Source organism: Streptomyces auratus (assembly GCF_050433025.1).
GTDB classification, from domain to species: Bacteria; Actinomycetota; Actinomycetes; order Streptomycetales; family Streptomycetaceae; genus Streptomyces; species Streptomyces sioyaensis.
In genome coordinates, this window is record NZ_JBNGCB010000001.1 from 2,731,613 (window position 1) to 2,756,820 (window position 25,208).

Below are 25,208 nucleotides of genomic sequence, written 5' to 3' on the forward strand. Positions count from 1 at the left end.
GCACACGGGCCAGATCGAGTCCACTGAAATGGACGCGTAACACCGAACCCCCACCTCTGGTTTCTCAGTCGGCCCCCGGCACGCCTGAGTATGCACGCCAACACGCGCCGTTACCATGCCCTTTTGGCCAGACTTGAAAGTGCTCGCGCCACCGGGCAGCGGCAGGAATGCTTGTACTCAATTCGACGGCGGCACGGACGGACCGGATTGCTCGATCCCGTGGGGGGTGATGGGCAAGGAACCGGCCGCTCGGCAGCCCCGTTGAAGGCCGCACCCCGCGCCGACCGGGGTGACGGCAGCTCCCGAGGGGGGAGTCCGGAGAAAAGCGAGGGCGGCACCTCCGCACAGGTGCCGCCCTCGTTGGGTTCCGGAGCCGCCGGCCGGGCGGCTGAGGGTTGGGTGCCCCGCCCACGGCTCCGGTGGTCATTTCCGGCCACCGCGGGCGCACCGCCCACGGTGACCGTTCGGGTCAGCGGCTGTCGCTGCCCTTCGACTCGGCGGCCGCGCGGCCCGCCTCCAGCCGTGCGACCGGGATACGGAACGGCGAGCAGGAGACGTAGTCCAGGCCGGCCTCGTGGAAGAAGTGCACCGACTCCGGGTCACCGCCGTGCTCACCGCAGACGCCGAGCTTGAGGTCCGGGCGGGTGGCCCGGCCGGCCGCGGCGGCGTTGCGGACCAGCGAGCCCACGCCGTCCTTGTCGATGGTCTCGAACGGGCTGACGCCGAAGATGCCCTTCTCCAGGTACGCGGTGAAGAAGCTCGCCTCGACGTCGTCGCGGGAGAAGCCCCAGACGGTCTGCGTGAGGTCGTTCGTCCCGAAGGAGAAGAAGTCGGCCGACTCGGCGATCTGACCGGCCGTGAGGGCGGCGCGGGGCAGCTCGATCATCGTGCCGAGGGTGAGCTTGAGGTCGACGCCGTGGGCCTTCTCGACCTCGGCGATGACCAGCTCGGCCTCCTCGCGGACGATCTCCAGCTCCTGGACGGTGCCGACCAGCGGAATCATGACCTCCGCGCGCGGGTCGCCCTTGGCGTTCTTGCGCTCGGCGGCCGCCTCGGCGATCGCCCGCACCTGCATCGCGAACAGACCGGGGATGACCAGGCCCAGGCGTACGCCGCGCAGACCCAGCATCGGGTTCGATTCGTGCAGCTTGTGCACGGCCTGGAGGAGGCGCAGGTCGTTCTCGTTGGCGTCCTTGCGGGCCTCGGCGAGCGCGACCCGGACCGACAGCTCGGTGATGTCGGGCAGGAACTCGTGCAGCGGCGGGTCCAGCAGCCGGACGGTCACCGGCAGTCCGTCCATCGACTCGAACAGCTCGATGAAGTCGGCCTTCTGCAGCGGCAGCAGCTCGCTGAGCGCGGCGTCCCGGTCGGTCTCGGTGTCGGCCAGGATGAGGCGCTCGACCATCTCGCGGCGCTCACCGAGGAACATGTGCTCGGTGCGGCACAGGCCGATGCCCTGGGCGCCGAACCGGCGGGCGCGGGCGGCGTCCTCGGCGTTGTCGGCGTTGGCCCGTACGCGCAGCCGGCGCACCCGGTCCGCGTACGCCATGATCCGGTGGACGGCCTTGACCAGCTCGTCGGCGTCGTCGGCGCCGGCGTGCATCCGGCCCTCGAAGTACTCCACGACCGGGGACGGCACGACCGGCACCTCGCCGGCGTAGACCTTGCCGGTGGAGCCGTCGATGGAGACGACGTCGCCCTCCTCGATGACGGTCCCGTTGGTCGTCATCCGGCGGGCCTTGGTGTCGACCTCCAGCTCCTCGGCGCCGCAGACACAGGTCTTGCCCATGCCGCGGGCGACGACGGCGGCGTGCGAGGTCTTGCCGCCGCGGGAGGTGAGGATGCCCTCGGCGGCGATCATGCCGTTGAGGTCGTCGGGGTTGGTCTCCCGGCGGATCAGGATGACCTTCTCACCGGAACGCGACCACTTGACGGCGGTGTACGAGTCGAAGACGGCCTTGCCGACCGCCGCGCCCGGGGAGGCGGCGATGCCGCGGCCGATCATCTCGGACTTCGCGCCCAGGTCGAAGCGGGGGAACATCAGCTGCGCGAGCTGCGCGCCGTTGACCCGCTGGAGGGCCTCGGCCTCGTCGATCAGGCCCTGGTCGACGAGCTGGGTGGCGATCCGGAAGGCGGCACCGGCGGTGCGCTTGCCGACCCGGGTCTGCAGCATCCACAGCTTGCCGCGCTCGATGGTGAACTCGATGTCGCACAGGTCCTTGTAGTGCGTTTCGAGCGTCTCCATGATCTGCATCAGCTCGTCGTACGACGCCTTGTCGATCTGCTCCAGGTCCGCGAGCGGGACCGTGTTGCGGATACCGGCGACGACGTCCTCGCCCTGCGCGTTCTGCAGGTAGTCGCCGTAGACGCCCTGCTGGCCGCTGGCGGGGTCGCGGGTGAAGGCGACACCGGTGCCGGAGTCGGGACCGAGGTTGCCGAAGACCATGGAGCAGACGTTGACGGCCGTGCCGAGGTCGCCGGGGATGCGCTCCTGGCGGCGGTAGAGCTTGGCACGGTCGGTGTTCCACGAGTCGAAGACCGCGCGCACCGCGAGGTCCATCTGCTCGCGGGGCTCCTGCGGGAAGTCGCGGCCGGTCTGCTTGGAGACGATGTCCTTGAAGTGCGCGACCAGGCCCTGGAGGTCCTTGGCGTCGAGGTCGATGTCGACACGGACGCCCTTGGCCTGCTTGGCCTCCTCCAGCGCCTCCTCGAAGAGCTCACCGTCGACGCCCAGCACGGTCTTGCCGAACATCTGGATGAGGCGGCGGTAGGAGTCCCACGCGAAGCGCTCGTCACCGGCCTGCGCGGCGAGGCCGGAAACCGATGCATCGGAGAGGCCGATGTTGAGGACGGTGTCCATCATGCCGGGCATGGAGAACTTCGCCCCGGAACGGACCGATACCAGCAGCGGGTCGTCGGCCTGACCGAGCTTCTTGCCCATCTTCTGCTCAAGGGCCTCAAGGTGCTCGGAGACCTCGGCACGCAGTGCCGCGGGCTCGCTGCCGCTGTCGAGGTAGACCTTGCAGGCTTCGGTGGTGATGATGAAGCCGGGAGGGACGGGAAGTCCCAGGTTGGTCATCTCGGCAAGGTTCGCTCCCTTGCCACCCAAGAGGTCCTTGAGGTCCTTGTTGCCCTCGGTGAAGTCGTACACGAACTTCGCGGAGGAAGGCTGGGATACGTGGGGATCTTGTGTTTCCGGCACGGCACTGACTCCTCGCCGACGGGCTGCCCTGACGGCGAGGAACATACCCAGATCGAAGGCGTCTGGGTACGTCCACTTGGTCGACATACCCGTGTAACCAGTCGTCCGCCAGCAGATCGAAAGTGATCATGCGTTTGGCGGCATCTTCACTACCTGAATGCATCATTCCAATCCGTTGCGATCTCCCGGATCTGTGCTACTCATTGCGACGATTGAGTTCATCACTCGAACGGACTAGCCGTGGCACCGGGTGCCACCATTGGAGAGATGGAACCCCTCGCTCGGCGCTCATCTGAGCGCGCCCCCTATCAGGGGTGGCGAGAATCACGCGCTCATGTGTGACCAGGTTCCATCATTTGGACCCACCGCGGCTACGTGATCAAGGAATCCCGCATCCAGGCGTTCCTCCGCGCCACCGACCACGGGGCACCGAGCGTCAACATCAGGCCAGAGTTCTCGGCCGCCGGGAACTCCACCTCGGCGTCCGGGTTCGTATACCGCCCGCCGGCACGACGGGCAATTCGTCGAGCTCAAAGCCCCGTTCGGCCGGCCGCTCGCCGTAAAGACCCGCCCTACCTCTTGGCGCGCCGACCGCTGCGCCGGGGCCGGGGCTGTGCGCCGTCCAGTAGTTCCAGGCGCCGCTCGGCGCCGCGGGTCTCGACCTGTACGACGACCCGGCGCAGCAGATCCGCCAGGTCCAGGGCCTCGTCGTCGCTCAACGCCTCGGTGACGAAGACCTCTTCGGCGTTGAACTCCGGGAGGATCCGGGCCATCAGCCGCTCCCCCTCGGGCGTCGGCGCGAGCAGGGCGAGCCGCCCGTCGGCCGGGTGGACCTTGCGTTCCAGCAGGCCACGGCTTTGCAGGGTGCGGGCCACGCCGGTGAGCGTGCCCTTGGAGATGCCGGCCTCCTCGGCGACCCGGCGGGTCTCCCGCTCGCCCCCGGTCCAGACCACCCACAACACGACGAAGGCGGTCCAGGTCAGCTCGGCGTCGCGCAGGACGGAGTTCTCGAAGTGCTGTCGTACGGCGGCCGCGGCGCGGTAGAGGTTCGCGACCGCGGCCATCTGCTCGTGGTGGAGCGGGGTCTCGCCGAGTTTGGCCTGGACCGCCTTCTCCGTGTCCGCAGGGGAACGGTGCCCGCTCACCACAGCTTCTCCCTCGGTTCGTCCGCGCTCCGCACGCTGCCGTGCCGGGCGTCGGCCGCGGCCGTGGGTGGGGACGTCCGCGGCGGAATCCCGTACGGAGCCAAACGCTAGCGCGGTTCCGCCGGTCCGCCCGCGTTCCGTACCGCGACACGCGCTGTACGACCCCGACGGCGCCGTGAAGCGAGGTCAGCCGGTCAGCCGCCCGACGTGTCCAGCTCGGCGTCCGCGTCCACGCCCGCGCAGTCGTACGGGTCGTCCAGCCAGCCGTCCGGCAGGACGACGCGGTTGCGGCCCGACGTACGGCCGCGCGGGCCGTCCGCGCCCAGCGGCCACGGCTGGTCGAGGTCCAGCTCCGACAGCAGGGCGTCCAGCTCGTCGAGGGAGGAGGTCACCGCGAGGCTGCGGCGCATCTCGGAGCCGATCGAGAAGCCCTTGGTGTACCAGGCGACGTGCTTCCGGAAGTCGATCACGCCGCGCGTCTCGTCGCCGATCCACTCGCCGAGCAGCGTGGCATGGCGCAGCATCACCGCCGCGACCTCCTTGAGGGTGGGCTGGGCATAGGTGCCCGTGCCCTCGAAGGCTGCCACCAGATCGCCGAACAGCCAGGGCCGTCCCAGGCAGCCGCGGCCCACGACCACCCCGTCGCAGCCGGTCTCGCGCATCATCCGCTGCGCGTCGTCGGCCGACCAGATGTCGCCGTTGCCGAGCACCGGGATCTCCGGGACGTGCTCCTTGAGGCGTGCGATGGCGTCCCAGTCGGCGGTGCCGCCGTAGTGCTGGGAGGCCGTCCGGCCGTGCAGGGCGATCGCCGTGATGCCCTCCTCGACCGCGATCCGCCCGGCGTCCAGGTAGGTGAGGTGATCGTCGTCGATGCCCTTGCGCATCTTCATCGTCACCGGCAGCGCGCCCGCGTTCGCCACCGCCTCGCGCAGGATCGAGCGCAGCAGATTCCGCTTGTACGGCAGCGCGGAGCCGCCACCCTTGCGGGTCACCTTCGGAACCGGGCAGCCGAAGTTCAGATCGATGTGGTCGGCGAGGTCCTCCTCCGCGATCATGCGGGCGGCCTTGCCGACGGTGTCCGGGTCGACGCCGTACAGCTGGATCGAGCGCGGCTTCTCCGTCTCGTCGAAGTGGATCAGCTGCATGGTCTTCTCATTGCGCTCGACCAGCGCCCGCGTCGTGATCATCTCGCTGACGAACAGCCCCTTGCCGGCGCTGAACTCCCGGCACAGCGTCCGGAACGGGGCATTCGTGATCCCGGCCATGGGCGCGAGGACCACGGGCGGCTGCACCGCGTGCGGACCGATCTGCAGGAGAGTCATGACGGCGATACCTTCGGCTTTCTTCGGCTTCCGTTGGCGGGGCGGGCGGGCCGCGGCCTGACGGGCGGGCGGCCGCTGCGATCTCCCATTGTCCCGCACCTCGCGAGTGGCCCCGCCGGGCCCGGCCGACCGGGATGGTTGTAGCGTTCAAGAATGTCTGAGCTCGGCCGTCGACGGCGACTTCTGGTGCTGGCGATCTGCTGTATGAGCCTGCTGATCGTCAGCCTCGACGCCACCATCCTGAATGTCGCCCTGCCGTCCATCCAGCATGATCTGCATGCCTCGGTCTCCGGTATGCAGTGGACGATCGACGCGTACACCCTGGTCATGGCGTCGCTGCTGATGCTGGCCGGCTCCACGGCCGACCGGCTGGGCCGGCGCCGGGTCTTCGTGGTCGGGCTGGTCGTCTTCGCGCTCGGCTCGCTGCTGTGCAGTCTGGCGCCCGGCCTGGGGTGGCTGGTGGTGTTCCGGATGGTGCAGGCGGTCGGCGGCTCGATGCTCAACCCCGTCGCGATGTCGATCATCACCAACACCTTCACCGAGCCGCGGGAGCGGGCCCGCGCCATCGGGGTGTGGGGCGGGGTCGTCGGCATCAGCATGGCGGCCGGGCCGGTGCTCGGGGGGCTGCTGGTGCAGAGCATCGGCTGGCGCTCGATCTTCTGGATCAACGTCCCGATCGGGGCGCTCGCGCTCTTCCTGACCCTGCGCTACGTCCCCGAGTCGCGCGCCCCCAGGCCGCGCCGGGTCGACCCGGTCGGCCAGTTGCTGGTGATCACGCTGCTCGGCTCGCTGACGTACGCGATCATCGAGGCCCCGAACGCCGGCTGGACGTCCCCGCAGATCCTGGTGTTCGTGATGGTGGCACTGGGATCCCTGGCCGGTCTGATCGGGTACGAGCGGCGCCGCGACGAACCCCTCATCGATCTGCGGTTCTTCCACAGCGCGCCGTTCAGCGGGGCCACCGTCGTGGCGGTCAGCGCCTTCGCCGCGCTCGCCGGCTTCCTCTTCATCAACACGCTGTATCTGCAGAACATCCGCGGGCTGTCCGCCTTGGACGCCGGGCTCTACATGCTCCCCATGGCCGGGATGACGCTGATCTTCGCACCGGTGTCGGGCCGGCTGGTGGGCAGCCGCGGGCCACGGCCGCCGCTGCTGTGCGCAGGTACGGCGATGGGGGCCAGCGGGGTGCTCTTCGCGGCCTTCGACGCCCAGTCGGCCAATGCACTGATGTTCACCGGCTATGTCCTGTTCGGCATCGGATTCGGCCTGGTCAACGCGCCGATCACGAACACCGCGGTGTCCGGTATGCCGCGCGCCCAGGCCGGCGTGGCCGCCGCCGTCGCCTCCACCAGCAGGCAGGTCGGGCAGTCGCTCGGGGTCGCGGTGATCGGCGCCGTACTGGCGAGCGGGGCGCATGCCACCGCCACCACGGGCGCCTTCCTCGCGGCCGCCCGCCCGGCCTGGTGGATCATCGCCGGCTGCGGCGCGGCCGTTCTACTGCTGGGCGCGGTGACGACGGGGCGGTGGGCGCAGGAGACGGCCCGCCGCACGGCGGCGCTGTTCGACGACGACGGGACACGGCGGCCGGGGGCGACGGGCGCGCGGCCGTAGACGGGCCCGGCTCTCTCTTCTCCCCTACGGCGCCCGCTTCTCCCGTACGACGCCCGCCGCCCCGCGCTCCCTCACGGCGAGCGCCTTCCCGCGCTCACGCCACTGCGAGCGTCGCCAGCTCCGCCAACTGTTCCAGCCGCTCCCGGGACGTCTCGTCCACGGGGGTGTAGGAGAGCAGCTTGGGGCCGGGGTTGGGCCCCGTCCACAGGCTCGTGGCGGACAGCTGGAGCACGCCCACCCGGGGATGCCGGAAGAGCTTCACCGCGCTGACCGGGCGGAGGACCTCGTGCTGCGCCCAGATCTCACGGAACTCCGGCGACGCCTCCGTCAGCCGCGCGACCAGCGCCTTCCACGCCGGTTCCGCGACATGCTCGGCCATCGACGCCCGGAACTTGGCGGCCATCACCCGCATCGTGGCGTCCAGATCGACCACGCTCGCCCGCCACTCGGGGTGGGTGAACGCCAGCCACATGCAGTTGCGGTCCTCTTCGGGCAGCGCATCGAGATCGCACATCAGGCGGCTGTACGTGCTGTTGTAGGCGAGGATGTCGTACCGGCTGTTCTGGAGGACCGCGGGGAAGGGTTCGAGCTGGCGCAGGACTTGCCGCAGCGCGGGCGTCACGGTCGTGCACTCCCTGTCGGGCGTCGGGTCCACCGCCCCGGCCAGCACGAACAGATGGCTGCGCTCGGCGCGGTCGAGCAGCAGCGCACGGGCCACCGCGTCCAGGACCTGCGGCGACACATGGATGTCCCGGGCCTGTTCGAGCCAGGTGTACCAGGTGACCCCGACCGCGCCCAGGTGGGCGACCTCTTCACGGCGCAGCCCGGGGGTACGGCGGCGGGCGCCCCGCGGCAGCCCGACCTGTTCGGGGGTGATCCGCTCCCGGCGGCTGCGGAGAAAGGCGGCCAGTTCGGCCCGGCGGGCGGTGCTGTCCCGCGGGGCGGTCACGGGACCGGGCCCTGTGGCAGGCTGCGTCGCGGTCACGGGACCGGGACTCGTAGCACGCTGCGTCACGGTCACATCCAGGGTCATTGGTCCAGGGTGCCGCAGGCCCGAGGCGGTTGCCAGGTAGAGCTGGTACCAGGATAAGGACACTCTGGTACCCGGCTGGGCGGTCGACGATCGTCGAGTCCGTGAGCACTACGCCAGCACAGACGACCACCACGGAAGCCCCGTCCGCCACCCCCGGTGCACCGGCCGCAACCCTTGCCGCCACCACTCCCGAGGCCGCATCGCCCCCGGCCGCGGCCGCTCCGGCGGCGCCGACCACGGCCCGGCCCGCCCCGCACCAGCACCGCACCCCGCCCGTACTGACCCCGCTCGGCCTGCTGACCGCGCTGCTCGGGGCGGCTCTCCCGATGATCGACTTCTTCATCGTCAACGTCGCCCTGCCGACCATCGACCGGGATCTGCAGGCCGGCCCGGCGATGCTGGAAATGGTGGTGGCCGGTTACGGCGTCGCCTACGCCATGCTGCTGGTCCTCGGCGGCCGGCTCGGCGACATGGTCGGCCGCCGCCGGCTGTTCCTGTGGGGGCTGGCCGCCTTCGGCGTGACCTCACTGGCCTGCGGTCTCGCTCCGGACGCCTGGACGCTGGTGGCCGCCCGGGTCGCCCAGGGCGCCGCCTCCGCGCTGCTGTTGCCGCAGGTCCTGGCCACCATCCAGGCGACGACGACGGGCAAGCGGCGGGCCAAGGCGGTCAGCCTGTACGGCGGTACGGCGGGGGTCTCCAGCGCCGTCGGCCAGGTACTCGGCGGTCTGCTGGTCTCCGCGGACCTGGCGGGCACCGGCTGGCGCGCGGTGTTCCTGGTGAACGTCCCGATAGCCGCCGCGGCCTGGCTGCTGGCCGCCCGCACGGTCCCCGAGACCCGCTCCCCGCACCCGTCCCGGGTGGACGGCCCCGGCACCGCACTGCTCGCCGTCACGCTGCTCACCCTGCTGCTGCCGCTGACCGAGGGCCGGGCGGCCGGTTGGCCGCTGTGGTCCTGGATCCTGCTGGCCGTCTTCCCCGTCGCCGCCACCGCGTTCGTGCTCGTCGAGCGCCGGGCCGAGCGCCTCGGCCGTACGCCGCTGGTCCCGCCGTCGCTGCTGCGCATCCCGTCCGTGAGCAGCGGCCTGACCATGATCGTTCCGTTCACGCTGGGCTTCGGCGGCTTCATGTTCGTCATCGCCGTCGCGCTCCAGAACGGCCTGCACTACGGCCCGTTCGCGGCCGGGCTGGCCCTGGCGCCGCTGTGCCTCGCCTTCTTCCTCGCGTCGCTCACCGGTCCGCGGTTGGTGCTGCGGTTCGGCCGACGGGTGGTGCTCGCCGGTTCGCTGGTCCAGGGCGCCGGGCTGATCACCCTGGCACTGACCGTGCAGGCGGGCTGGCCGGAGATCTCGGTGGCCGGACTCGCGCCGAGCATGACGATCATGGGCTTCGGCCAGGGCCTGTTGCTGCCGGTCCTGCTGCGCATCGTGCTGAGCGAACTGCCGGTGGCGCAGGCGGGCGTGGGTGGCGGGGTCATGGTCACGACCCAGCAGTCCGGCATGGCCCTGGGCGTGGCCACCCTCGGCACCCTCTTCCTCTCGCTGCTGCCGTCCGTCGGCATCCGCGACGCCCTGCTCGCCGCCCTCCTGACGCAACTGGCGATCGTGGCGGGCACGACTCTGCTCGCGCTGCGGCTGCCGCGGACGGTGCGCTGACCTGCGCCGGAGCGCGCGGAGGAAGGACGCGAGGGCCCGAGTCACACATGACGGCTGACAGATATTGAAATCTGTCAGCCGTCATGTCATGGTGAGTGCACGGCGTCACGGCAGCGTGGCCGCCCCTCCGTCCCCTTCCTCTTCCTCTTCCTCTTCCTCCAGGAGCACGCAGTGCAGACCCGCACCCTGGGCGCCACCGGCCCGCAGACCTCCGCCCTCGGCCTCGGCTGCATGGGCATGTCCGCCGTTTACGGCGACAGCGACCGCGCCGAGTCCATCGCCACCCTCCATGCCGCCCTCGAAGCGGGCATCACCCTGCTCGACACCGGCGACTTCTACGGCATGGGCCACAACGAACTGCTGATCAACGAGGCGCTGCGCACCGCCCCCGCCGCGGCCCGCGAACGGGCGCTGACCAGCGTCAAGTTCGGCGCCCTGCGCACCGTCGAAGGCGGCTTCACCGGCTTCGACGGCCGGCCGAACGCGGTGAAGAACTTCGCCGCGTACTCCCTCCAGCGCCTGGGCACCGACCACATCGACATCTACCGGATCGCCCGGATCGATCCGAACGTCCCGATCGAGGAGACCGTCGGCGCCATCGCCGAGCTGGTCGAGGCCGGGCACGTCCGGCACATCGGCCTGTCGGAGGTGGGCGCCGAGACCCTGCGCCGGGCCGCCGCCGTCGCCCCGATCTCCGACCTCCAGATCGAGTACTCCCTCGTCTCCCGCGGCATCGAGGAGGCGATCCTGCCCACCTGCCGTGAACTGGGCATCGGCATCACCGCGTACGGCGTCCTGTCCCGCGGCCTGATCAGCGGCCACTTCGGCCGCGACCGCAAGCTCGCCCCGAATGACTTCCGCGGCATGAGTCCGCGCTTCCAGGGCGAGAACCTCGACCGCAATCTCGATCTGGTGGATGCCCTGCGCAAGATTGCCGAGCAGAAGGGTGTCTCGGTCGCGCAGACCGCCATCGCCTGGGTGCTCTCCCGCGGCGAGGACATCGTCCCGCTGGTCGGCGCCCGCCGCCGCGACCGCCTGGCCGAGGCGCTCGGCTCCCTGGACGTCCCGCTGGATGCCGACGATCTGGCCGCGATCGAGCGCGCCATCCCGGCCGGCGCCGCCGCAGGCGACCGGTACCCCGCCGAGCAGATGGCCCATCTGGACAGCGAGCGCTGAGCACCGGAGCGGGTACGGGCAACGGCCAGGTACCGTCCGTAGAGACCCGGCGTACGCACTGACGTCGAGGGCGAAAGGATGCTGCCGCCGCCTCCCGTCCGCCCGCCCCCGTCCCCTCTCCCCGAAAGGCCGCCCGCCCCATGCCCCCCGAAACGCTGACCCCCGAGCGCATCCTCGAAGCCACCGAGGAGGTGCTGCGCCGCTACGGACCGGCCAAGGCCACGGTCGTGGATGTGGCGCGCGCGCTGGGCGTCAGTCATGGCAGCGTGTACCGCCACTTCCGGACGAAGGCGGCGCTGCGGGAAGCCGTCACGGCGCGCTGGCTGGACCGTACGAGCCAGGAGCTGTCGGGCATCGTCACCGAAGAGGGCCCGGCTCCGGAACGGCTGGACCGCTGGCTGACCGCCCTCTTCGAAGCCAAGCGGCACAAGGCCGGTGACGATCCCGAACTCTTCGCCACCTATATGACGTTGATCGGCGAGGCCGGCGGCGTGGTCGACCGTCACATCACCGATCTCGAAGCCCAGCTCACCACCCTCATCGAAGCCGGCGTCAGCCAGGGCGCCTTCCACACCCCCTCGCCTGCCACCACGGCCCGCGCCGTGTTCGACGCCACCGGCCGTTTCCACGACCCGTGCTACGCCGCCGAGTGGTCCCGCCCCGAGATCGCCGCCGACTTCGACGCCGTCCGCCACCTGGTCCTGCGGGGCCTGCGCAGCTGACGCCGTGGGCGAGGTGGGCGAGGTGTTGCCGCGCCACCTCCCGGGCCGCGCCGGTGCCCGCCCTACCCGCCCACTCCCAGGAAGTGCAGCACCGCCAGCACCCGGCGGTGGTCGGCGTCCGCCTTCGGCAGGTCCAGCTTGGCCAGGATGTTGTTGATGTGCTTGGCCACCGCGCTCTCGCTCACCACCAGCTGGGCGGCGATGCCCGCGTTGGAGCGGCCCTCGGCCATCAGGGCGAGGACGTCCCGTTCGCGGGCGGTCAGCCGTTCCAGCGGATCGCTGGCCCGGCGTACCAGCAGCTGGGCGACGACCTGGGGGTCCAGCGCGGTGCCGCCGTCCGCCACCCTCCGCAGGGCCTCGATGAACTCCTCGACGTCCGCGACCCGTTGCTTGAGCAGATAGCCGACCCCGCTGGTGTTCGTCGCGAGCAGATCGGCCGCATACCGCTCCTCGACGTACTGGGAAAGGATCAACACCGCGGTGTCGGGCCGCTGCCGGCGGATCGACAGAGCCGCACGCACCCCCTCATCCGTGAAGCCGGGCGGCATCCGGACGTCCACCACCGCGAGCTCGGGCCGGTGCTCCTCGACCGCCGCCAGCAGCTCCGGTGCGTCCCCCGCCTCGGCCACCACCTCGAATCCCGCCATCTCCACCACCTTGACCAGCCCGATCCGCAGCAGCACGGAGTCCTCGGCGATCACGGCACGCCGCACCTCGGGCACGGCCCGCACCTCGGGCACAGCAGGCTTCACGTCAGGCACGGCAGCTCCACGCTCATCATGGTCGGGCCCCCCATGGGGCTGCTCATCCGGAAGGTTCCGTCCACGGACCGCACGCGCTGGGCGAGCCCCTTCAGACCGCTCCCCTTGGACGGATCGGCGCCGCCCACTCCGTCGTCGGCGATCACCACCCGGAGTATCTCGCCGAACCGGGTGACCGTCACCTCGGCCCGGGTCGCTTCCCGCGCATGCTTGGCGATGTTCGTCAGCGCCTCGGAGACGACGAAGTAGGCCACCGCCTCCACCGCCGGCGCCGTCCGCTGCGGCAGGTCCGGCGGCAGATCCACCCGTAGCCGTACGGGCAGCGGCGCGCGGGCCGCGAGCCCCGACAGCGCGGCATCCAGCCCCAGTTCGTCGAGTACCGCCGGATGGAGCCCGCGCACCAGGCTGTTGAGCTCCTCGATGGCGTCCTTCGCCTCGCGGTGCGCGGCATCGATGACCTTTTGTGCCTCCGGCGGCAGATCCGTCAGCGTCGCCTTGGCCAGCCCCAGGTTCAACGCCAGGGAAACCAGCCGCTGTTGCGCGCCGTCATGCAGATCGCGCTCGATGCGCCGGCGCTCCGCATCGGCGGCGTCCACCGCTCCGGCCCGGCTCGCGGTGAGGTCCTCGACCCGCCGCGCCAGCTCGTCGGACCGGCTCACGCCCAGTACCGCCCGCCCGACCAGGATCTCCAGCCGGACGAGCCCCGCGGCCAGACCCGGTACCGCGGCGAGCGCCACCAGGCCCGCCACGGTGAGGTAGGCGGCCGTGGTGGTGTAGCCGCGATGCTCGACCCGCCACTCCCACGGCACGAGCCAGACCCACACCAGGACCAGCGCTGCCGCCAGCGCCGCCAACAGCAGTGCCAGCAGCAGGCATTCCAGCACCCCGAGCAGCGGACCGATCAGCAAGTTGTAGCCGAACTGCCGCTTGGCCCCCTTGAACCGCAGCCGCGGCAGCTCCACACCGCACAGCCTCCAAAACCGCCAGCGCTGCGGCTCGGTCAGCCCCACACCCGCGACGATCAGCAGCGGAACCGACAGCGCCAGCACCACCGGCGTCTCGGGATCCGGGTCGAATATGGTGCCGAGCAGCAGGATCACCACCCAGACGTGCAGCAGCAGCGCGATGAGATGCAGCGTCACCCCGGCGGCTATGAAGGCGATGTCACGTCGCAGGCGTACGAGAGCCCGGCGCAGCCGGGGTGGGACGGTCATGATCCAACCGTATGCGGCGCTTCCCGCGGCGGCCATGACAACAGTGTCCATAGTGGGGGTGTAGCTGGTGCCACCACGAGTCGGACAGCGGCATTACTGACGGTGGCCCGCGAAATCCGGAGTGTTGATGACGAGCCCGATGGCCGGGTTCACGACTCCGGAAGAGACCCGATCCATGACCCTCGTTGCCTTCAACTCCCCTGCCAACAAGGGCAGTTACCTGTCAGCTCGGGCGGCCCGCGGCGCCGTACGGTGTTCCGCGCCGCGCCGCTGGCAGGGCAGGATCCTGACCGGCGCCGGACTCGCCCTCCTCCCCTGGCTCGGCTACCTCGCCGGCACCCTCCCGCCCGCCGAGGCCGCCGCCTGGGTCGCCCTCGACGCCCTGGAGGCCACCGCCCTCCTCGCCGCCGGCACCCGGCTGCTGCGGGGCGGCCACCGTCACCGCGCGCCTGCGGCCGCCGCGGCCGTCCTCCTCCTCGCCGACGCCTGCATCGACCTCGCCACCGCCGCCCCCGGCCCGGAACTGGCCACCGCCATAGCCATGGCCGTCGCGGCCGAACTCCCCCTGGCGACCCTGTGCGCGTGGCTCGCGGCGGGGCGGGCGCAGGGGTAGTGGGAGGCAGGGGTAGTGGGGGCGGGGGCTACTTAGGGGGTGGGCGAACACATCCCGTAAGGGGCGCAAGGCCCCCCTGCGGGCCTACAACGTGGAGGCGGGGAACGGTATTCCTGCACGGTATTCCTGCCCGGCAGCCCACACAAAAGCGCCGGTCGGGCCCGGAAAATCCGAGCCCGACCGGCGCTTGGCGGTGAGGCGTCGAGGCTGCGTCGGCTCACCAGGGAGTCGAGGCTACGTCGCCGCCCCGCCGGGGACTAGCAGCCCAGCAGTCGACCGCCCAGGTACGACTGGATCTGGTCCAGGGACACCCGCTCCTGCTTCATGGTGTCGCGCTCGCGCACGGTCACCGCGTTGTCGTCGAGGGTGTCGAAGTCGACGGTGACGCAGAACGGCGTACCGATCTCGTCCTGGCGGCGGTAGCGGCGGCCGATCGCGCCCGCGTCATCGAACTCGATGTTCCAGTTCTTGCGCAGGTCCGCGGCGAGGCCCTTGGCCTTCGGCGACAGCTGCGGGTTGCGGGACAGCGGCAGCACCGCGACCTTGACCGGCGCCAGGCGCGGGTCGAGGCGCATGACGGTGCGCTTCTCCATCTTGCCCTTGGCGTTGGGCGCCTCGTCCTCGATGTACGCGTCGAGCATGAAGGCGAGCATCGCGCGGTTCACACCGGCGGCCGGCTCGATGACGTACGGAGTCCAGCGCTCGCCGGCCTCCTGGTCGAAGTAGGAAAGGTCCTGGCCGGAGGCCTTGGCGTGCGCCGAGAGGTCGAAGTCGGTGCGGTTGGCCACGCCCTCCAGCTCGGAGAACTCGGTGCCGCCGAAGTTGAAGCGGTACTCGATGTCGGCGGTGCGCTTGGAGTAGTGCGAGAGCTTCTCGGCCGGGTGCTCGTACCAGCGGATGTTCTCCTCGCGGATGCCGAGGTCGCGGTACCAGTTCCACCGCTCGGCCATCCAGTACTCCTGCCACTTCTCGTCCTCGCCCGGCTTGACGAAGAACTCCATCTCCATCTGCTCGAACTCACGGGTCCGGAAGATGAAGTTGCCGGGCGTGATCTCGTTGCGGAAGGACTTGCCCATCTGCGCGATGCCGAACGGCGGCTTCTTGCGGGAAGTCTGCTGCACCTGGGCGAAGTTGGTGAAGATGCCCTGCGCGGTCTCGGGGCGCAGGTACGCGACCGAGGCGGTGTCCTGGGACGGGCCGAGGTGGGTGGAGAGCAGGCCGGAGAACTGCTTGGGCTCGGTGAAGCCGCCCTTGTTGCCGCAGTGCGGGCAGTTGACGTCGGCGAGGCCGTTCTCGGGGAGCCGGCCGTGCTTGGCCTCGTACGCCTCCTCCAGGTGGTCCGCGCGGAAGCGCTTGTGGCAGGAGGTGCACTCGGTCAGCGGGTCGGTGAACGTGGCGACGTGGCCGGACGCCTGCCAGACCTCGGGGGCCAGGATCACCGACGAGTCGAGACCGACGACGTCTTCGCGGGAGGTGACCATCGCGCGCCACCACTGACGCTTGATGTTCTCCTTGAGCTCGACGCCCAGCGGGCCGTAATCCCAGGCAGCACGGGAGCCGCCGTAGATCTCACTGCAGGGGTAGACGAAGCCACGGCGCTTGCTCAGGCTGACGATGGTATCGATCTTGTCGGCGGCCACGGTGCTCTCTTCATTACGACGACGAACGATGGACGGGCGGCGCCCTGGCGTCTCGACGGAGGGTGGTGGTCGGGAGACGGGTGGGCGAATAGTTCAGGGTACCGGCGGCCGTACCCCCTGGATCAAATCGGTTCCGGGCCCATTGTCGGCCCGCTCACACCGCCCCGGCTCTTGTTGACAACCGTTTCCACTTTTGTTGAAAATGAGTGTCATGAACATACGCCGTCATATCATCACCGCGGCCCTCGCCGGAGCCTCGGTGCTCGGCCTGGTGGCCCTCTCCGCGTGCTCCCCCGCGAGCGGCGCACGCACCGAGGACGGCAAGCTGCGTGTGACGGCCTCCTTCTATCCCATGGAATTCCTCGCCCAGCAGATCGGCGGGGAGCACGTCGAGGTGACCGACCTCACCAAGCCGGGCGTCGAGCCGCACGACCTGGAGCTCACCCCGAAGCAGACCGGCCAGCTCGGCGAGTCCGGCGCGATCGTCTACCTCAAGGGCCTGCAGCCCGCCGTGGACGCCGCGGTCGCCCAGTCCGGCGCCAAGCACATCGCCGACGCCGCCGCCCTCACCTCGCTGGAGAAGCACGGCACCGAGGTCGACGGCCACCACCACACCACGGGGGACAACCACTCCCACTCCGAGTCCGAGGGCGGCAAGGACCCGCACATCTGGCTCGACCCCGTGAAGTACGCCGAGGTCGCCAAGGGCGTCAACAAAACCCTCGCCCAGGCCGACCCGGCCCACAAGGCCGACTTCCAGAAGAACACCGACGCACTGGTCAAGAAGCTGGACGGCCTGAACAGGGAATTCCGGGACGGGCTGAAGAAGCGGTCCTCGGACACCTTCCTGACCACCCACGCAGCCTTCGGCTACCTCGCCGAGCGCTACGGCCTGACCGAGGAGGCCATCAGCGGCCTCGACCCGGAGGCCGAGCCCAGCGCCCACCGCATCAGGGACCTGCACACCCTCGCCACGGAGCACCACGTCTCCACCGTCTTCTTCGAGACGATCGCCAACCCGGCCACCGCCAAGGCCCTGGCCGGCGATCTCCATCTGAAGACCGATGTCCTCGACCCTCTTGAGGGGATCACCGGCAAGAGCCGCGGCAAGGACTACTTCGGTGTGCAGCGGGCCAACCTCGCCGCGCTCCAGAAGGCGCTCGGCAGCAAGTGACACACCCCGCACCGCCCGCGACGGAGGTCACCATGAACCATCCGCTCCCCGCACCCGTCATCGACCTGCGCAACGCCACCGCCTCGCTGGGCGCCCGGCCCGTACTGCGCGGCGTCGATCTCACCGTCCGCACCGGCGAGGTCGTCGCGCTGCTCGGCGCCAACGGCTCCGGCAAGTCCACCGCCGTCCGGTCCGTGATCGGCCAGGTCCCGCTCACCGGCGGCGAGCTGACCCTCTTCGGCACCGAGTTCCGGCGCTTCAGGGACTGGGCCCGGGTCGGCTATGTCCCGCAGCGCACCACCGCGGCCGGCGGGGTGCCCGCCACCGTCCGCGAGGTCGTCACGGCCGGCCGGCTGGCCCGTACGAAGCTGGGCATCCTGCGCAAGGCCGACCGGGCCGCGGTGCACCGCGCCCTGGAGCTGGTGGGCATGGCGGACCGCGCCAAGGACTCCGTGAACGCGCTCTCCGGAGGCCAGCACCAGCGGGTGCTGATCGCCCGCGCGCTGGCCGGCGAACCGGAGTTGCTGATCATGGACGAGCCGATGGCCGGCGTCGACCTGGCCAGCCAGGAGGTGCTCGCCGCCGCCCTGCGCGAGCAGGTCGGCCGCGGCAGCACGGTCCTGCTGGTGCTGCACGAGCTGGGTCCGCTGGAGCCGCTGATCGACCGCGCGGTGGTGCTGCGCGACGGCTGCGTGGTCCACGACGGCCCGCCGCCCGAGGCCGTCGGCCAGCACGCGCTGCCCGGCCATGACCATGTCCACCCGCACGCCGACGTGGCCGCGGAACCGATCCGGACGGGGCTGCTGAGCTGATGGAGATCCTCGACTACGCCTTCATGCAGCGGGCGTTGATCGCCGCCCTGATCGTCGGCATCACCGCTCCCGCCATCGGCATCTACCTCGTCCAGCGCCGCCAGGCCCTGATGGGCGACGGTATCGGCCATGTCGCGCTCACCGGCGTCGGCCTGGGCTTTCTGCTCAACACCAGCCCGGTGTGGGTCGCCACCGCCGTCGCCGTCGCCGGTTCCGTCGTCATGGAGCTGATCCGCTGGTACGGCAGGACCCGCGGCGACCTCGCGCTGGCCATGCTGTTCTACGGCGGTATGGCGGGCGGTGTGATGCTGATGAACCTCTCCGACGCGGGCTCCAACGCCAACCTCGGGACCTACCTCTTCGGCTCGATCACCACCGTCTCGCCGCAGGACATAACGACGATCTACGTGCTGGCCGCCCTGGTACTGGCGATCACGGTCGGGCTGCGCCGCCAGCTGTTCGCCGTCTGCCAGGACGAGGAGTTCGCCCGGGTGACCGGCCTGCCGGTGCGGCTGCTCAATCTGCTGGTCGCGGTCACCGCCGCGGTCACCGTCACCGTCGCCATGCGCGTCGTCGGCCTGCTGCTGGTCAGCGCCCTGATGGTGATCCCGGTCGCGGCCGCCCAGCAGATCAGCCGCAGTTTCGCGGTCACCTTCGCCACGGCCGTCGCCATCGGGGTCGCCGTCACCGTCACCGGCACCACCACCTCGTACTACGTCGATGTGCCGTCCGGCGCAACGATCGTGCTGTTCGCCATCGGGCTGTTCGTGGTCTTCACCGCGCTCGCCGCGCCGCTCGCGAAAAAGCGCGCAAGGGCTGCCGCACAGACCTCCCGCGGGTGCACTCTGGAGGTACCCGGCAGCCGCGGCGCCACGGACGATGTGAGCGTGGCCGGATGAGTTCGGCAGCGGGGCGTCGGCGGGCGCAGACAGATGTGCGTGTAAGCGTCCCCCCAGGGGGCCGGTCATCACCTGGCACAATGGCAGCACGCACGTGCAGGGGGAAGTCCTGACGTCCTAGGGAGGCAACGGTGGCGACGAGCGCGGGATCTCCGGTACGCGGCCGGTCGACGCGGCAGCGGACCGCGGTGTCGGCCGCACTCGACGAGGTCGACGAGTTCCGCAGCGCGCAGGAGCTGCACGACATGCTCAAGCACCGTGGCGACTCGGTGGGGCTCACCACCGTCTACCGCACGCTGCAGTCGCTCGCCGACGCCGGTGAGGTCGATGTGCTGCGCACCAGCGACGGCGAGGCGGTCTACCGCCGGTGCAGCACCGACGATCACCACCACCATCTGGTGTGCCGGAGCTGCGGCAAGGCCGTCGAGGTCGAGGGCCCCGCAGTGGAGAAGTGGGCCGACCAGATCGCCGCGGAGCACGGCTTTCGGGACGTCGCGCACACCATCGAGATCTTCGGGACCTGCGGGGAGTGCGCGGAGGGATCCGCGGAGGCGTCCGGCGGCAAGCAGTAGCCCCGGACCCGCAAAGACCCAGGGGCCAGCCCCCTGGAGCCGATGACCAGCCGATCGGGCCGTTTCCTTACGGAGGCGGCCCGTTCGGTGTTCCGGGCGTCCGGCGGGCGGCTGTTCCCGGTTCCGCGACCTGCCCCGCCGGCTCCCCCGCCTCCCCCTGACACCCCTCCCGACCTGCCCGTTGACGCCGCCCCGGCCTGCCCGGTGAGGCCGGGGCGACCACCCCGTCCGGCCTCCGTTTTCCCTCGCGCGGGAAAGCTGTCAGGTACACGCTGGTGGTATCCTCGACGGGCCATCAGCGCGGCTGTACGCGCACACCACGGGGGGTAGGAATGGGCGTTCTCGGCGAGCTCTGGGACGACGGCACGAAGCTGGTCGGCGATGTGGTCGAGGTCGGCAAGGACGTCTTGATGGCGCCGGCCGAAATCGCGCACTGGGCGCTGACCCAGATGTTCGGCGGCGGCGAGGCGGATCTGCACAAGATTTCGGCCGAGCTGAAGGCGCTGAGCAAGGAGCTGGACGTCCTGACCAAGGACATCAACTCCACCCTCGGAAAGCTCTCCTGGCACGGCCCGGCCTCCGACGCCTTCGTCGCCGTCGCACACAGCCGCGTCAAGGAGATGAACCAGATCTCCGACGATCTGGGCACGCTGGGTGACTCGGTCGACCGGCTCTCCAAGGTCTACTGACAGACCCTCACTCTCTTCTCGGGCCCGGCCCTTCCGGAGCCCGCATTCACGGAGCCGGCGCCCCGGGAGCACACGAGCCCGGCATGCCGGATTCTTCGCGGTTCACCACCACATCACGGGGGTTGTTCGGATGGCAGGCGACACATTCGGTGTCGAGATGGCGGAGCTCGCCAAGATCGAGAAGGACTGGCACGCGGTCAGCCGGCGCATGGCGGAGCTCAACCAGCACCTGGGGGAGATCAAGGAGACGCTGTTCACCGCGGCCTCGATCGACCTCGCCGCGGCACCGCTCGCGTCACTCCCCGGCTTCGGCATCGCCTACCAGGTGCTCGCGGACGTGAAGGAGATCGCGGAGGTCAGCAAGCGCCTTGAGGAGAGCAAGAAGAAGCTGCTCGGGGAGCTGGCGGGGGACGCCGAGAAGATCAAGAAGGTCAAGGCCGAGTACGAGGCCAACGAGAAGAAGATCGAAGACGCGCTGAAGAAGATCAAGCACCGCGCACGGCACGACTCCCCCGCCACGTCCGGCCACTCCGCCGGCGGTGGAGGCGGAGGCGGCAACGGCGGTGGCGGCGCAGGCGGTGGCGCAGGCGGCGGCGCAGGCGGCGGTGGCGGCGGCAGCACCGGCGGCGGCGCCGGCGGCCCGGCCCCCACCCAGGGCCACGGCGACGGCAAGTGGGACACCAAGGGCGACTGGGACGCCTGGTCACCGGGCAAGCACCACACCACCACCGGTGCGGGCGTGGAGACCGCCCCCGACACCTCCGGGCTGCCCGGTGAGCGCAAGGACATCATCGACCGCGCCCTGGAGCGGGTGAACCACCGCATCGGCTACAGCCAGTCGGCCACCACCAACGGCTACCGCGACGACTGCTCGGGCTTCGTCTCCGCCGCCTGGGGCCTGGAGCCGCCGGGCCTGAACACCTACGGCCTGATGGGCAACAACACCGCCCACGCGATCACCAAGGACGATCTGCAGCCGGGCGACGCGCTGATCGCGGGCGACCACACCGTCCTCTTCGGCGGCTGGGCCGACAAGGAGCACACCAAGTACATCGCCCTGGAGGACAACGGCTCCCAGGGCACCGTCTCCCACGTCATCCCGTACCCGTACTACTCGGGCGACGCCGCCCACGAGAGGTCGATCGGCCAGCCGTACGTCCCCTACCGCCGCAACGGCCTCTGACCCGCACGGACTCCGAGCCGCGCGGCCACTGCGCCGCGCGGCCCCCGTCCCGGACGGCCCCGCCCGTACGGCCCCCGCCCCACACGGCCTCCGCTCCGCACACGAGAGAGAACGCCTGTATGTTCACCCGCCGACTGCTCACCGCAGCCGTCCTTGCCGCGTCGTTGGCCACCCTCACGTCCTGCAAGGGCGAGGACCCGGCCGCCTCCCCGGAGGCGAGCGCCTCACCGGCGTCCAAGCCGACCGCCGCGCCGACCGACGCCCCGTCCCCCTCGGCCTCCGCCTCCTCCGGCCAGAAGGACCTGCCGATCGACCCGGAGCCGTCGTCCGACTGCACCCCGGCCAAGCTGCCCAAGGGGCACCGGATGGTGCAGGTCACCCGGGCGCCGGCCGGGGGCCAACTGTCTGTCAAGGAGGCGCAGTTCGCCTGCGACCCCAACGGCGGCGGATACGCGGGGACGGGCAAGGCCGGTCAGTACCGGCTGGCCGCGGGAGCCACGGCCGAGCTGACCACCAGCGCGACCGGCCACCGCACGGTGCCCCTCGCCGCGCTCTCCGAGCACCTCACAGCCTGCCTGAAGCACGACCAGGTCAAGGCGCCGCTCGCCTGCTCGGGAGACATCTACGAGCTCACCCTGAACGGCTCCGGCGCCGTCTCGCACCTCCGCGAGGTCTGGCACTCCTGACGGGTAGCGGCTATGCGAAAGGGGGCCGGTGGCGTTCGCCCGAACGCCACCGGCCCCCTTTTCTCACAGACTCGACATCCGCCGGACCTACGTCGCGGACTCGCCCTCCGCCACCGGCGCCGCCCCGAACCGGCGGTCCCGCTTCGCGTACTCCAGGCACGCCTCCCACAGGTTCCGCCGGTCGAAATCCGGCCACAGGATGTCCTGGAAGACCATCTCGGCGTAAGCGCTCTGCCAGATCAGATAGTTCGAGGTCCGCTGCTCGCCCGACGGCCGCACGAAGAGGTCCACATCCGGCATGTCCGGGTAGTACATGTACTTCGCGATGGTCTTCTCATTGACCTTCGACGGGTCCAGCTTTCCGGCCCGCACATCCGCCGCGATGGCGGCCGCCGCATCCGCGATCTCCGCCCGCCCGCCGTAATTCACGCAGAAATACAGCGTCATCGCGTCATTGTTCTTGGTCTGCTCCTGGGCGACCTGGAGCTCCTGCACCACGGACTTCCACAGCTTCGGCATCCGCCCGACCCAGCGGATACGAATACCCAGCGCGTCCATCTCGTCACGGCGCCGGCGGATCACATCGCGGTTGAAGTTCATCAGGAAGCGGACCTCGTCGGGCGACCGCTTCCAGTTCTCCGTCGAGAAGGCGTACAGCGAAAGATTCTTCACGCCCATTTCGATGCAGCCCTTGAGGACGTCCAGGACGACGCCCTCGCCGACCTTGTGGCCCTCGGTGCGCGGCAGCCCGCGCTCCTTGGCCCACCGGCCGTTGCCGTCCATGACGACCGCGACATGGTTCGGGACGAGCTCACTGGGGATCTTCGGCGGCCGCGCACCCGACGGATGCGGCTCCGGCGTCAGGTACTCACGTCGATTGCGGCCCAGAATCCCGCGTCGTGCCATGCGGCCCACGTCTCCTATGTGTCGCTTGCGTCATTTCTCTACGTACCGGAGGGAACGCAGGCCCCGCTCCAGATGCCAGTGCAAATACGCCGTGACGAGTCCGCTGCCCTCACGGGCGTGGCGGGCCTCGCAGGCGTCCGCGGTCTCCCAGTCGCCGGTCAGCAGCGCGCTCAGGAGCGCAATGGCCTCAGAGGAGGGTACGACGCTCCCCGCCACCCGGCAGTCACCGCAGGTCACACCGCCCGACGCAACCGAGAAGAACCGGTTCGGACCGGGCATTCCGCACCGTGCACAGCCGTCGAAACTCGGCGCATAACCGTTCACCGCGAGTGAGCGCAGCAGGAAGGCGTCCAGCACCAGATGCGGCTCGTGCTCACCGCGGGCCAGCGTCCGCAGCCCGCCGACCAGCAGCAAATACTGCTGCACGGCGGGCTCGCCCTCGTGGTCGGTGAACCGCTCCGCGGTCTCCAGCATCGCGGTACCGGCCGTGTAGCGGGCGTAGTCGGTGACGATCCCGCCGCCGTACGCCGCGATCGTCTCGCTCTGCGTGCACAGCGGCAGCCCGCGCCCGATCAGCTCGCTGCCGCGCGCATAAAACTGCACGTCGACGTGCGAAAACGGCTCCAGCCGCGCCCCGAACTTCGACTTCGTCCGCCGCACCCCCCGGGCCACGGCACGGACCCGTCCGTGACCTCGGGTGAGCAGCGTGATGATCCGGTCCGCCTCGCCCAGCTTCTGGGTGCGCAGCACGATGCCGTCGTCGCGGAACAGACTCATGGCGTCATTCTCGCGCATCGGCGGGACCGGGTGTCCCTCAGCCCGTCCTCAGACCCGGTCGCCCCGGGAGGGCTCGGTCAGCGCGGCGGTGAGCTTCCGGGCGACGTCCATCGAACATCGCCCCAGCTCAACGAGCGGCGGCAGATAGCGGTGGGCGATCGACACGGGGTCCGGACGCAGCGACGGGAGGACCACCCCCGCACGGGCCAGCGCCTCCCGCAGTTCCGTCGTCACGTCTTCCACTTCTTTGAACTGCTGCTGCATGAGCATCCGCACTTTCCGTGAGGGGTTTCACTGTTCGCAGTCAGAGAGTGACGCTACGGAACTACGCTGGGCAAGGGGGCCGACGCTGCAACGGGCGCGCAGAGAGAGGACGTACGTCATGGCCAACGCTTCACGCCAGGCCGCGTGGGAATTCTGGGGAACGGAACTCAAGCGACGGCGGGAGGATGCGGGCTTAACCCAGGAGGCACTTGGGGGGATGGTGTTCGTGTCCGGCGGCTACATCGGCCAGTTCGAGCAGGCGATCCGGAAGCCGCAGCTGGATGTGGCGATCCGGATCGATGGCGTCCTGCAAACCGATGGCTTTTTCGAGCGGATGTGGCGACGGCTGATCGGCGCTTCGCCGTTCGAATCCTACTTCGCGGCGGTAGCGGAGCTTGAAGCCCTCGCAACCAGGATCTGCGAGTTCGAGTCGGTACTTGTACCGGGATTGCTGCAAACACCGGCGTATACCCGTGAGGTGATGCTGTCGGCCGCGCCGTTCGCCCCCGACGAAGAGCTGGACGAAAAGGTATCGGCCCGAATGGAACGGGCACAGATCTTCAAGGGTCCTGCAAAGCCGGAGTATTGGGCGGTCGTGCACGAGACCGCCCTACGCATCCCGGTCGGCGGCGCGGCTCGCATGGCCGAGCAGTTGGATCACGTTGCGGCTCTCGTGCGCAGCCGTCAGGTGGTGGTCCAGGTGATCCCCTATGCGCAAGGCGCACACGCGGTCATGTCTCACTCCATGAAGCTCATGGAGTTCGCGGACGCACCACCCACCGTCTATACAGAGGGCCTGTTTTGGGGCCAACTGCTCGACGACCCAACGCTCGTGAAGCAAGCGACAGCGACTTACGATCTCCTCAGGGCCGCCGCGCTGTCGCCGGAGGCGTCCCTGTCTCTGATCGAGTCGGCGGCGGAGAGCTACAGGAACACATGAGCCGATACGACCTGAGCACCGTTCAGTGGCGCAAGAGCAGCTACAGCAGCGGTGCCTCCGACAACTGCCTTGAGGTGTCGGACGACCACCCCGGCGTAGTCCCCGTCCGCGACAGCAAGAACCCGCACGGCCCCGCCCTGGTCTTCCCGGCCGCCTCCTGGACGGCCTTCGTAGACGCGGTCAAAGACAGGCAACTACCGACCGCCTGACCGGCT

24 protein-coding genes are annotated in these 25,208 nt (G+C 70.1%); 14 read left to right on the forward strand and 10 right to left on the reverse strand.

Going from position 1 to position 25,208, the window contains the following annotated elements; translation table 11 throughout:
• Positions 1-469: 469 nt before the first annotated feature.
• The 3 genes from ppdK to dusB form a co-directional block, all read right to left on the reverse strand.
• The gene (gene ppdK, locus BKA18_RS11790) at positions 470-3,247 is read right to left on the reverse strand and encodes a pyruvate, phosphate dikinase (RefSeq protein WP_429638406.1); all 2,778 of its coding nucleotides are present in this window, start codon (positions 3,245-3,247) and stop codon (positions 470-472) included.
• 527 nt (positions 3,248-3,774) lie between these two features.
• Complete coding sequence (locus BKA18_RS11795) at positions 3,775-4,347, reverse strand: MarR family winged helix-turn-helix transcriptional regulator (protein ID WP_366043105.1); 573 nt, start codon at positions 4,345-4,347, stop codon at positions 3,775-3,777.
• 194 nt (positions 4,348-4,541) lie between these two features.
• Positions 4,542-5,669, reverse strand: a complete 1,128-nt coding sequence (gene dusB / locus BKA18_RS11800; RefSeq protein WP_093483130.1) for a tRNA dihydrouridine synthase DusB — start codon at positions 5,667-5,669, stop codon at positions 4,542-4,544.
• Positions 5,670-5,822: 153 nt separating this feature from the next.
• On the opposite strand from dusB, the gene BKA18_RS11805 reads away from it, so the two are divergent.
• A complete protein-coding gene (locus BKA18_RS11805) occupies positions 5,823-7,280 on the forward strand; it encodes an MFS transporter (protein ID WP_366043106.1) in 1,458 nt (485 codons plus the stop codon).
• A gap of 94 nt (positions 7,281-7,374) precedes the next feature.
• Here the strand turns inward: BKA18_RS11805 and BKA18_RS11810 are convergent, their stop codons facing one another.
• Positions 7,375-8,229 (reverse strand): helix-turn-helix transcriptional regulator, encoded by an 855-nt coding sequence (locus BKA18_RS11810; RefSeq protein ID WP_366043108.1) that lies wholly within the window; start codon positions 8,227-8,229, stop codon positions 7,375-7,377.
• A 185-nt stretch (positions 8,230-8,414) separates the two neighbouring features.
• Between BKA18_RS11810 and BKA18_RS11815 the strand changes: the two genes are divergently transcribed.
• The 3 genes from BKA18_RS11815 to BKA18_RS11825 all read left to right on the forward strand — a co-directional run bounded on the left by BKA18_RS11815 (position 8,415) and on the right by BKA18_RS11825 (position 11,863).
• Positions 8,415-9,965 (forward strand): MFS transporter, encoded by a 1,551-nt coding sequence (locus tag BKA18_RS11815; protein WP_366043109.1) that lies wholly within the window; start codon positions 8,415-8,417, stop codon positions 9,963-9,965.
• Positions 9,966-10,136: 171 nt separating this feature from the next.
• Complete coding sequence (locus tag BKA18_RS11820) at positions 10,137-11,141, forward strand: aldo/keto reductase (RefSeq protein WP_366043110.1); 1,005 nt, start codon at positions 10,137-10,139, stop codon at positions 11,139-11,141.
• A 140-nt stretch (positions 11,142-11,281) separates the two neighbouring features.
• On the forward strand, positions 11,282-11,863 hold the full coding sequence (locus tag BKA18_RS11825; protein WP_366043111.1) for a TetR/AcrR family transcriptional regulator: 582 nt from the start codon (positions 11,282-11,284) through the stop codon (positions 11,861-11,863).
• Positions 11,864-11,925: 62 nt separating this feature from the next.
• Here BKA18_RS11825 and BKA18_RS11830 read toward each other — a convergent pair whose 3' ends face one another.
• Together BKA18_RS11830 and BKA18_RS11835 are read right to left on the reverse strand one after the other, a co-directional pair.
• The gene (locus BKA18_RS11830) at positions 11,926-12,564 is read right to left on the reverse strand and encodes a response regulator (RefSeq protein WP_096215564.1); all 639 of its coding nucleotides are present in this window, start codon (positions 12,562-12,564) and stop codon (positions 11,926-11,928) included.
• A 47-nt stretch (positions 12,565-12,611) separates the two neighbouring features.
• The gene (locus BKA18_RS11835; protein ID WP_366043112.1) at positions 12,612-13,838 is read right to left on the reverse strand and encodes a sensor histidine kinase; all 1,227 of its coding nucleotides are present in this window, start codon (positions 13,836-13,838) and stop codon (positions 12,612-12,614) included.
• A 175-nt stretch (positions 13,839-14,013) separates the two neighbouring features.
• On the opposite strand from BKA18_RS11835, the gene BKA18_RS11840 reads away from it, so the two are divergent.
• Positions 14,014-14,451: a hypothetical protein gene (locus tag BKA18_RS11840; RefSeq protein ID WP_366043113.1), complete on the forward strand. Its 438-nt coding sequence runs from the start codon at positions 14,014-14,016 to the stop codon at positions 14,449-14,451.
• Positions 14,452-14,708: 257 nt separating this feature from the next.
• On the opposite strand, the gene BKA18_RS11845 is transcribed toward BKA18_RS11840, so the two are convergent.
• Entirely contained in the window at positions 14,709-16,091 is a 1,383-nt protein-coding gene (locus BKA18_RS11845) for a glycine--tRNA ligase (RefSeq protein WP_006605729.1), read from the reverse strand.
• Positions 16,092-16,302: 211 nt separating this feature from the next.
• On the opposite strand from BKA18_RS11845, the gene BKA18_RS11850 reads away from it, so the two are divergent.
• The 7 genes from BKA18_RS11850 (at position 16,303) to BKA18_RS11880 (ending at position 22,106) form a co-directional block, all read left to right on the forward strand.
• Entirely contained in the window at positions 16,303-17,265 is a 963-nt protein-coding gene (locus BKA18_RS11850) for a metal ABC transporter substrate-binding protein (protein ID WP_366043114.1), read from the forward strand.
• A 32-nt stretch (positions 17,266-17,297) separates the two neighbouring features.
• On the forward strand, positions 17,298-18,077 hold the full coding sequence (locus BKA18_RS11855; protein ID WP_366043115.1) for a metal ABC transporter ATP-binding protein: 780 nt from the start codon (positions 17,298-17,300) through the stop codon (positions 18,075-18,077).
• Positions 18,077-18,976: a metal ABC transporter permease gene (locus tag BKA18_RS11860; protein ID WP_366043116.1), complete on the forward strand. Its 900-nt coding sequence runs from the start codon at positions 18,077-18,079 to the stop codon at positions 18,974-18,976. Before BKA18_RS11855 ends, BKA18_RS11860 begins: the two co-directional genes overlap by 1 nt.
• A gap of 131 nt (positions 18,977-19,107) precedes the next feature.
• Positions 19,108-19,548: a Fur family transcriptional regulator gene (locus BKA18_RS11865; RefSeq protein WP_093483142.1), complete on the forward strand. Its 441-nt coding sequence runs from the start codon at positions 19,108-19,110 to the stop codon at positions 19,546-19,548.
• Positions 19,549-19,880: 332 nt separating this feature from the next.
• Positions 19,881-20,237: a WXG100 family type VII secretion target gene (locus BKA18_RS11870; RefSeq protein WP_366043117.1), complete on the forward strand. Its 357-nt coding sequence runs from the start codon at positions 19,881-19,883 to the stop codon at positions 20,235-20,237.
• A 130-nt stretch (positions 20,238-20,367) separates the two neighbouring features.
• On the forward strand, positions 20,368-21,420 hold the full coding sequence (locus BKA18_RS11875) for an NlpC/P60 family protein (protein WP_366043118.1): 1,053 nt from the start codon (positions 20,368-20,370) through the stop codon (positions 21,418-21,420).
• 119 nt (positions 21,421-21,539) lie between these two features.
• Entirely contained in the window at positions 21,540-22,106 is a 567-nt protein-coding gene (locus tag BKA18_RS11880; RefSeq protein ID WP_366043119.1) for a hypothetical protein, read from the forward strand.
• 87 nt (positions 22,107-22,193) lie between these two features.
• Here the strand turns inward: BKA18_RS11880 and BKA18_RS11885 are convergent, their stop codons facing one another.
• Genes BKA18_RS11885 through BKA18_RS11895 form a run of 3 tightly spaced genes read right to left on the reverse strand, consistent with a single transcriptional unit; the run spans position 22,194 to position 24,059 of the window.
• Positions 22,194-23,012: an isoprenyl transferase gene (locus tag BKA18_RS11885; RefSeq protein WP_006605721.1), complete on the reverse strand. Its 819-nt coding sequence runs from the start codon at positions 23,010-23,012 to the stop codon at positions 22,194-22,196.
• A gap of 30 nt (positions 23,013-23,042) precedes the next feature.
• Positions 23,043-23,789: a DNA repair protein RecO gene (gene recO, locus BKA18_RS11890; protein WP_235447188.1), complete on the reverse strand. Its 747-nt coding sequence runs from the start codon at positions 23,787-23,789 to the stop codon at positions 23,043-23,045.
• A 48-nt stretch (positions 23,790-23,837) separates the two neighbouring features.
• Positions 23,838-24,059 carry a hypothetical protein gene (locus tag BKA18_RS11895; protein ID WP_006605719.1) on the reverse strand — a complete coding sequence of 74 codons (222 nt, stop codon included), beginning with the start codon at positions 24,057-24,059 and terminating at the stop codon, positions 23,838-23,840.
• A gap of 112 nt (positions 24,060-24,171) precedes the next feature.
• Between BKA18_RS11895 and BKA18_RS11900 the strand changes: the two genes are divergently transcribed.
• The gene (locus BKA18_RS11900; RefSeq protein WP_366043120.1) at positions 24,172-24,993 is read left to right on the forward strand and encodes a helix-turn-helix domain-containing protein; all 822 of its coding nucleotides are present in this window, start codon (positions 24,172-24,174) and stop codon (positions 24,991-24,993) included.
• Complete coding sequence (locus BKA18_RS11905) at positions 24,990-25,202, forward strand: DUF397 domain-containing protein (RefSeq protein ID WP_366043121.1); 213 nt, start codon at positions 24,990-24,992, stop codon at positions 25,200-25,202. Before BKA18_RS11900 ends, BKA18_RS11905 begins: the two co-directional genes overlap by 4 nt.
• Positions 25,203-25,208 lie beyond the last annotated feature (6 nt).

What these genes read in the sequence shown, in the direction of transcription:
- BKA18_RS11895 (WP_006605719.1), bottom strand. Translation starts at nt 24,059, where the DNA reads ATGCTCATGCAGCAGCAGTTCAAAGAAGTGGAAGACGTGACGACGGAA.
- BKA18_RS11850 (WP_366043114.1), top strand. Translation starts at nt 16,303, where the DNA reads ATGAACATACGCCGTCATATCATCACCGCGGCCCTCGCCGGAGCCTCG.
- BKA18_RS11840 (WP_366043113.1), top strand. Translation starts at nt 14,014, where the DNA reads ATGACCCTCGTTGCCTTCAACTCCCCTGCCAACAAGGGCAGTTACCTG.
- ppdK (WP_429638406.1), bottom strand. Translation starts at nt 3,247, where the DNA reads ATGTTCCTCGCCGTCAGGGCAGCCCGTCGGCGAGGAGTCAGTGCCGTG.
- BKA18_RS11870 (WP_366043117.1), top strand. Translation starts at nt 19,881, where the DNA reads ATGGGCGTTCTCGGCGAGCTCTGGGACGACGGCACGAAGCTGGTCGGC.
- BKA18_RS11805 (WP_366043106.1), top strand. Translation starts at nt 5,823, where the DNA reads ATGTCTGAGCTCGGCCGTCGACGGCGACTTCTGGTGCTGGCGATCTGC.
- BKA18_RS11905 (WP_366043121.1), top strand. Translation starts at nt 24,990, where the DNA reads ATGAGCCGATACGACCTGAGCACCGTTCAGTGGCGCAAGAGCAGCTAC.
- BKA18_RS11885 (WP_006605721.1), bottom strand. Translation starts at nt 23,012, where the DNA reads ATGGCACGACGCGGGATTCTGGGCCGCAATCGACGTGAGTACCTGACG.
- BKA18_RS11900 (WP_366043120.1), top strand. Translation starts at nt 24,172, where the DNA reads ATGGCCAACGCTTCACGCCAGGCCGCGTGGGAATTCTGGGGAACGGAA.
- BKA18_RS11860 (WP_366043116.1), top strand. Translation starts at nt 18,077, where the DNA reads ATGGAGATCCTCGACTACGCCTTCATGCAGCGGGCGTTGATCGCCGCC.
- dusB (WP_093483130.1), bottom strand. Translation starts at nt 5,669, where the DNA reads ATGACTCTCCTGCAGATCGGTCCGCACGCGGTGCAGCCGCCCGTGGTC.
- BKA18_RS11875 (WP_366043118.1), top strand. Translation starts at nt 20,368, where the DNA reads ATGGCAGGCGACACATTCGGTGTCGAGATGGCGGAGCTCGCCAAGATC.
- BKA18_RS11825 (WP_366043111.1), top strand. Translation starts at nt 11,282, where the DNA reads ATGCCCCCCGAAACGCTGACCCCCGAGCGCATCCTCGAAGCCACCGAG.
- BKA18_RS11880 (WP_366043119.1), top strand. Translation starts at nt 21,540, where the DNA reads ATGTTCACCCGCCGACTGCTCACCGCAGCCGTCCTTGCCGCGTCGTTG.
- BKA18_RS11855 (WP_366043115.1), top strand. Translation starts at nt 17,298, where the DNA reads ATGAACCATCCGCTCCCCGCACCCGTCATCGACCTGCGCAACGCCACC.
- BKA18_RS11835 (WP_366043112.1), bottom strand. Translation starts at nt 13,838, where the DNA reads ATGACCGTCCCACCCCGGCTGCGCCGGGCTCTCGTACGCCTGCGACGT.
- recO (WP_235447188.1), bottom strand. Translation starts at nt 23,789, where the DNA reads ATGAGTCTGTTCCGCGACGACGGCATCGTGCTGCGCACCCAGAAGCTG.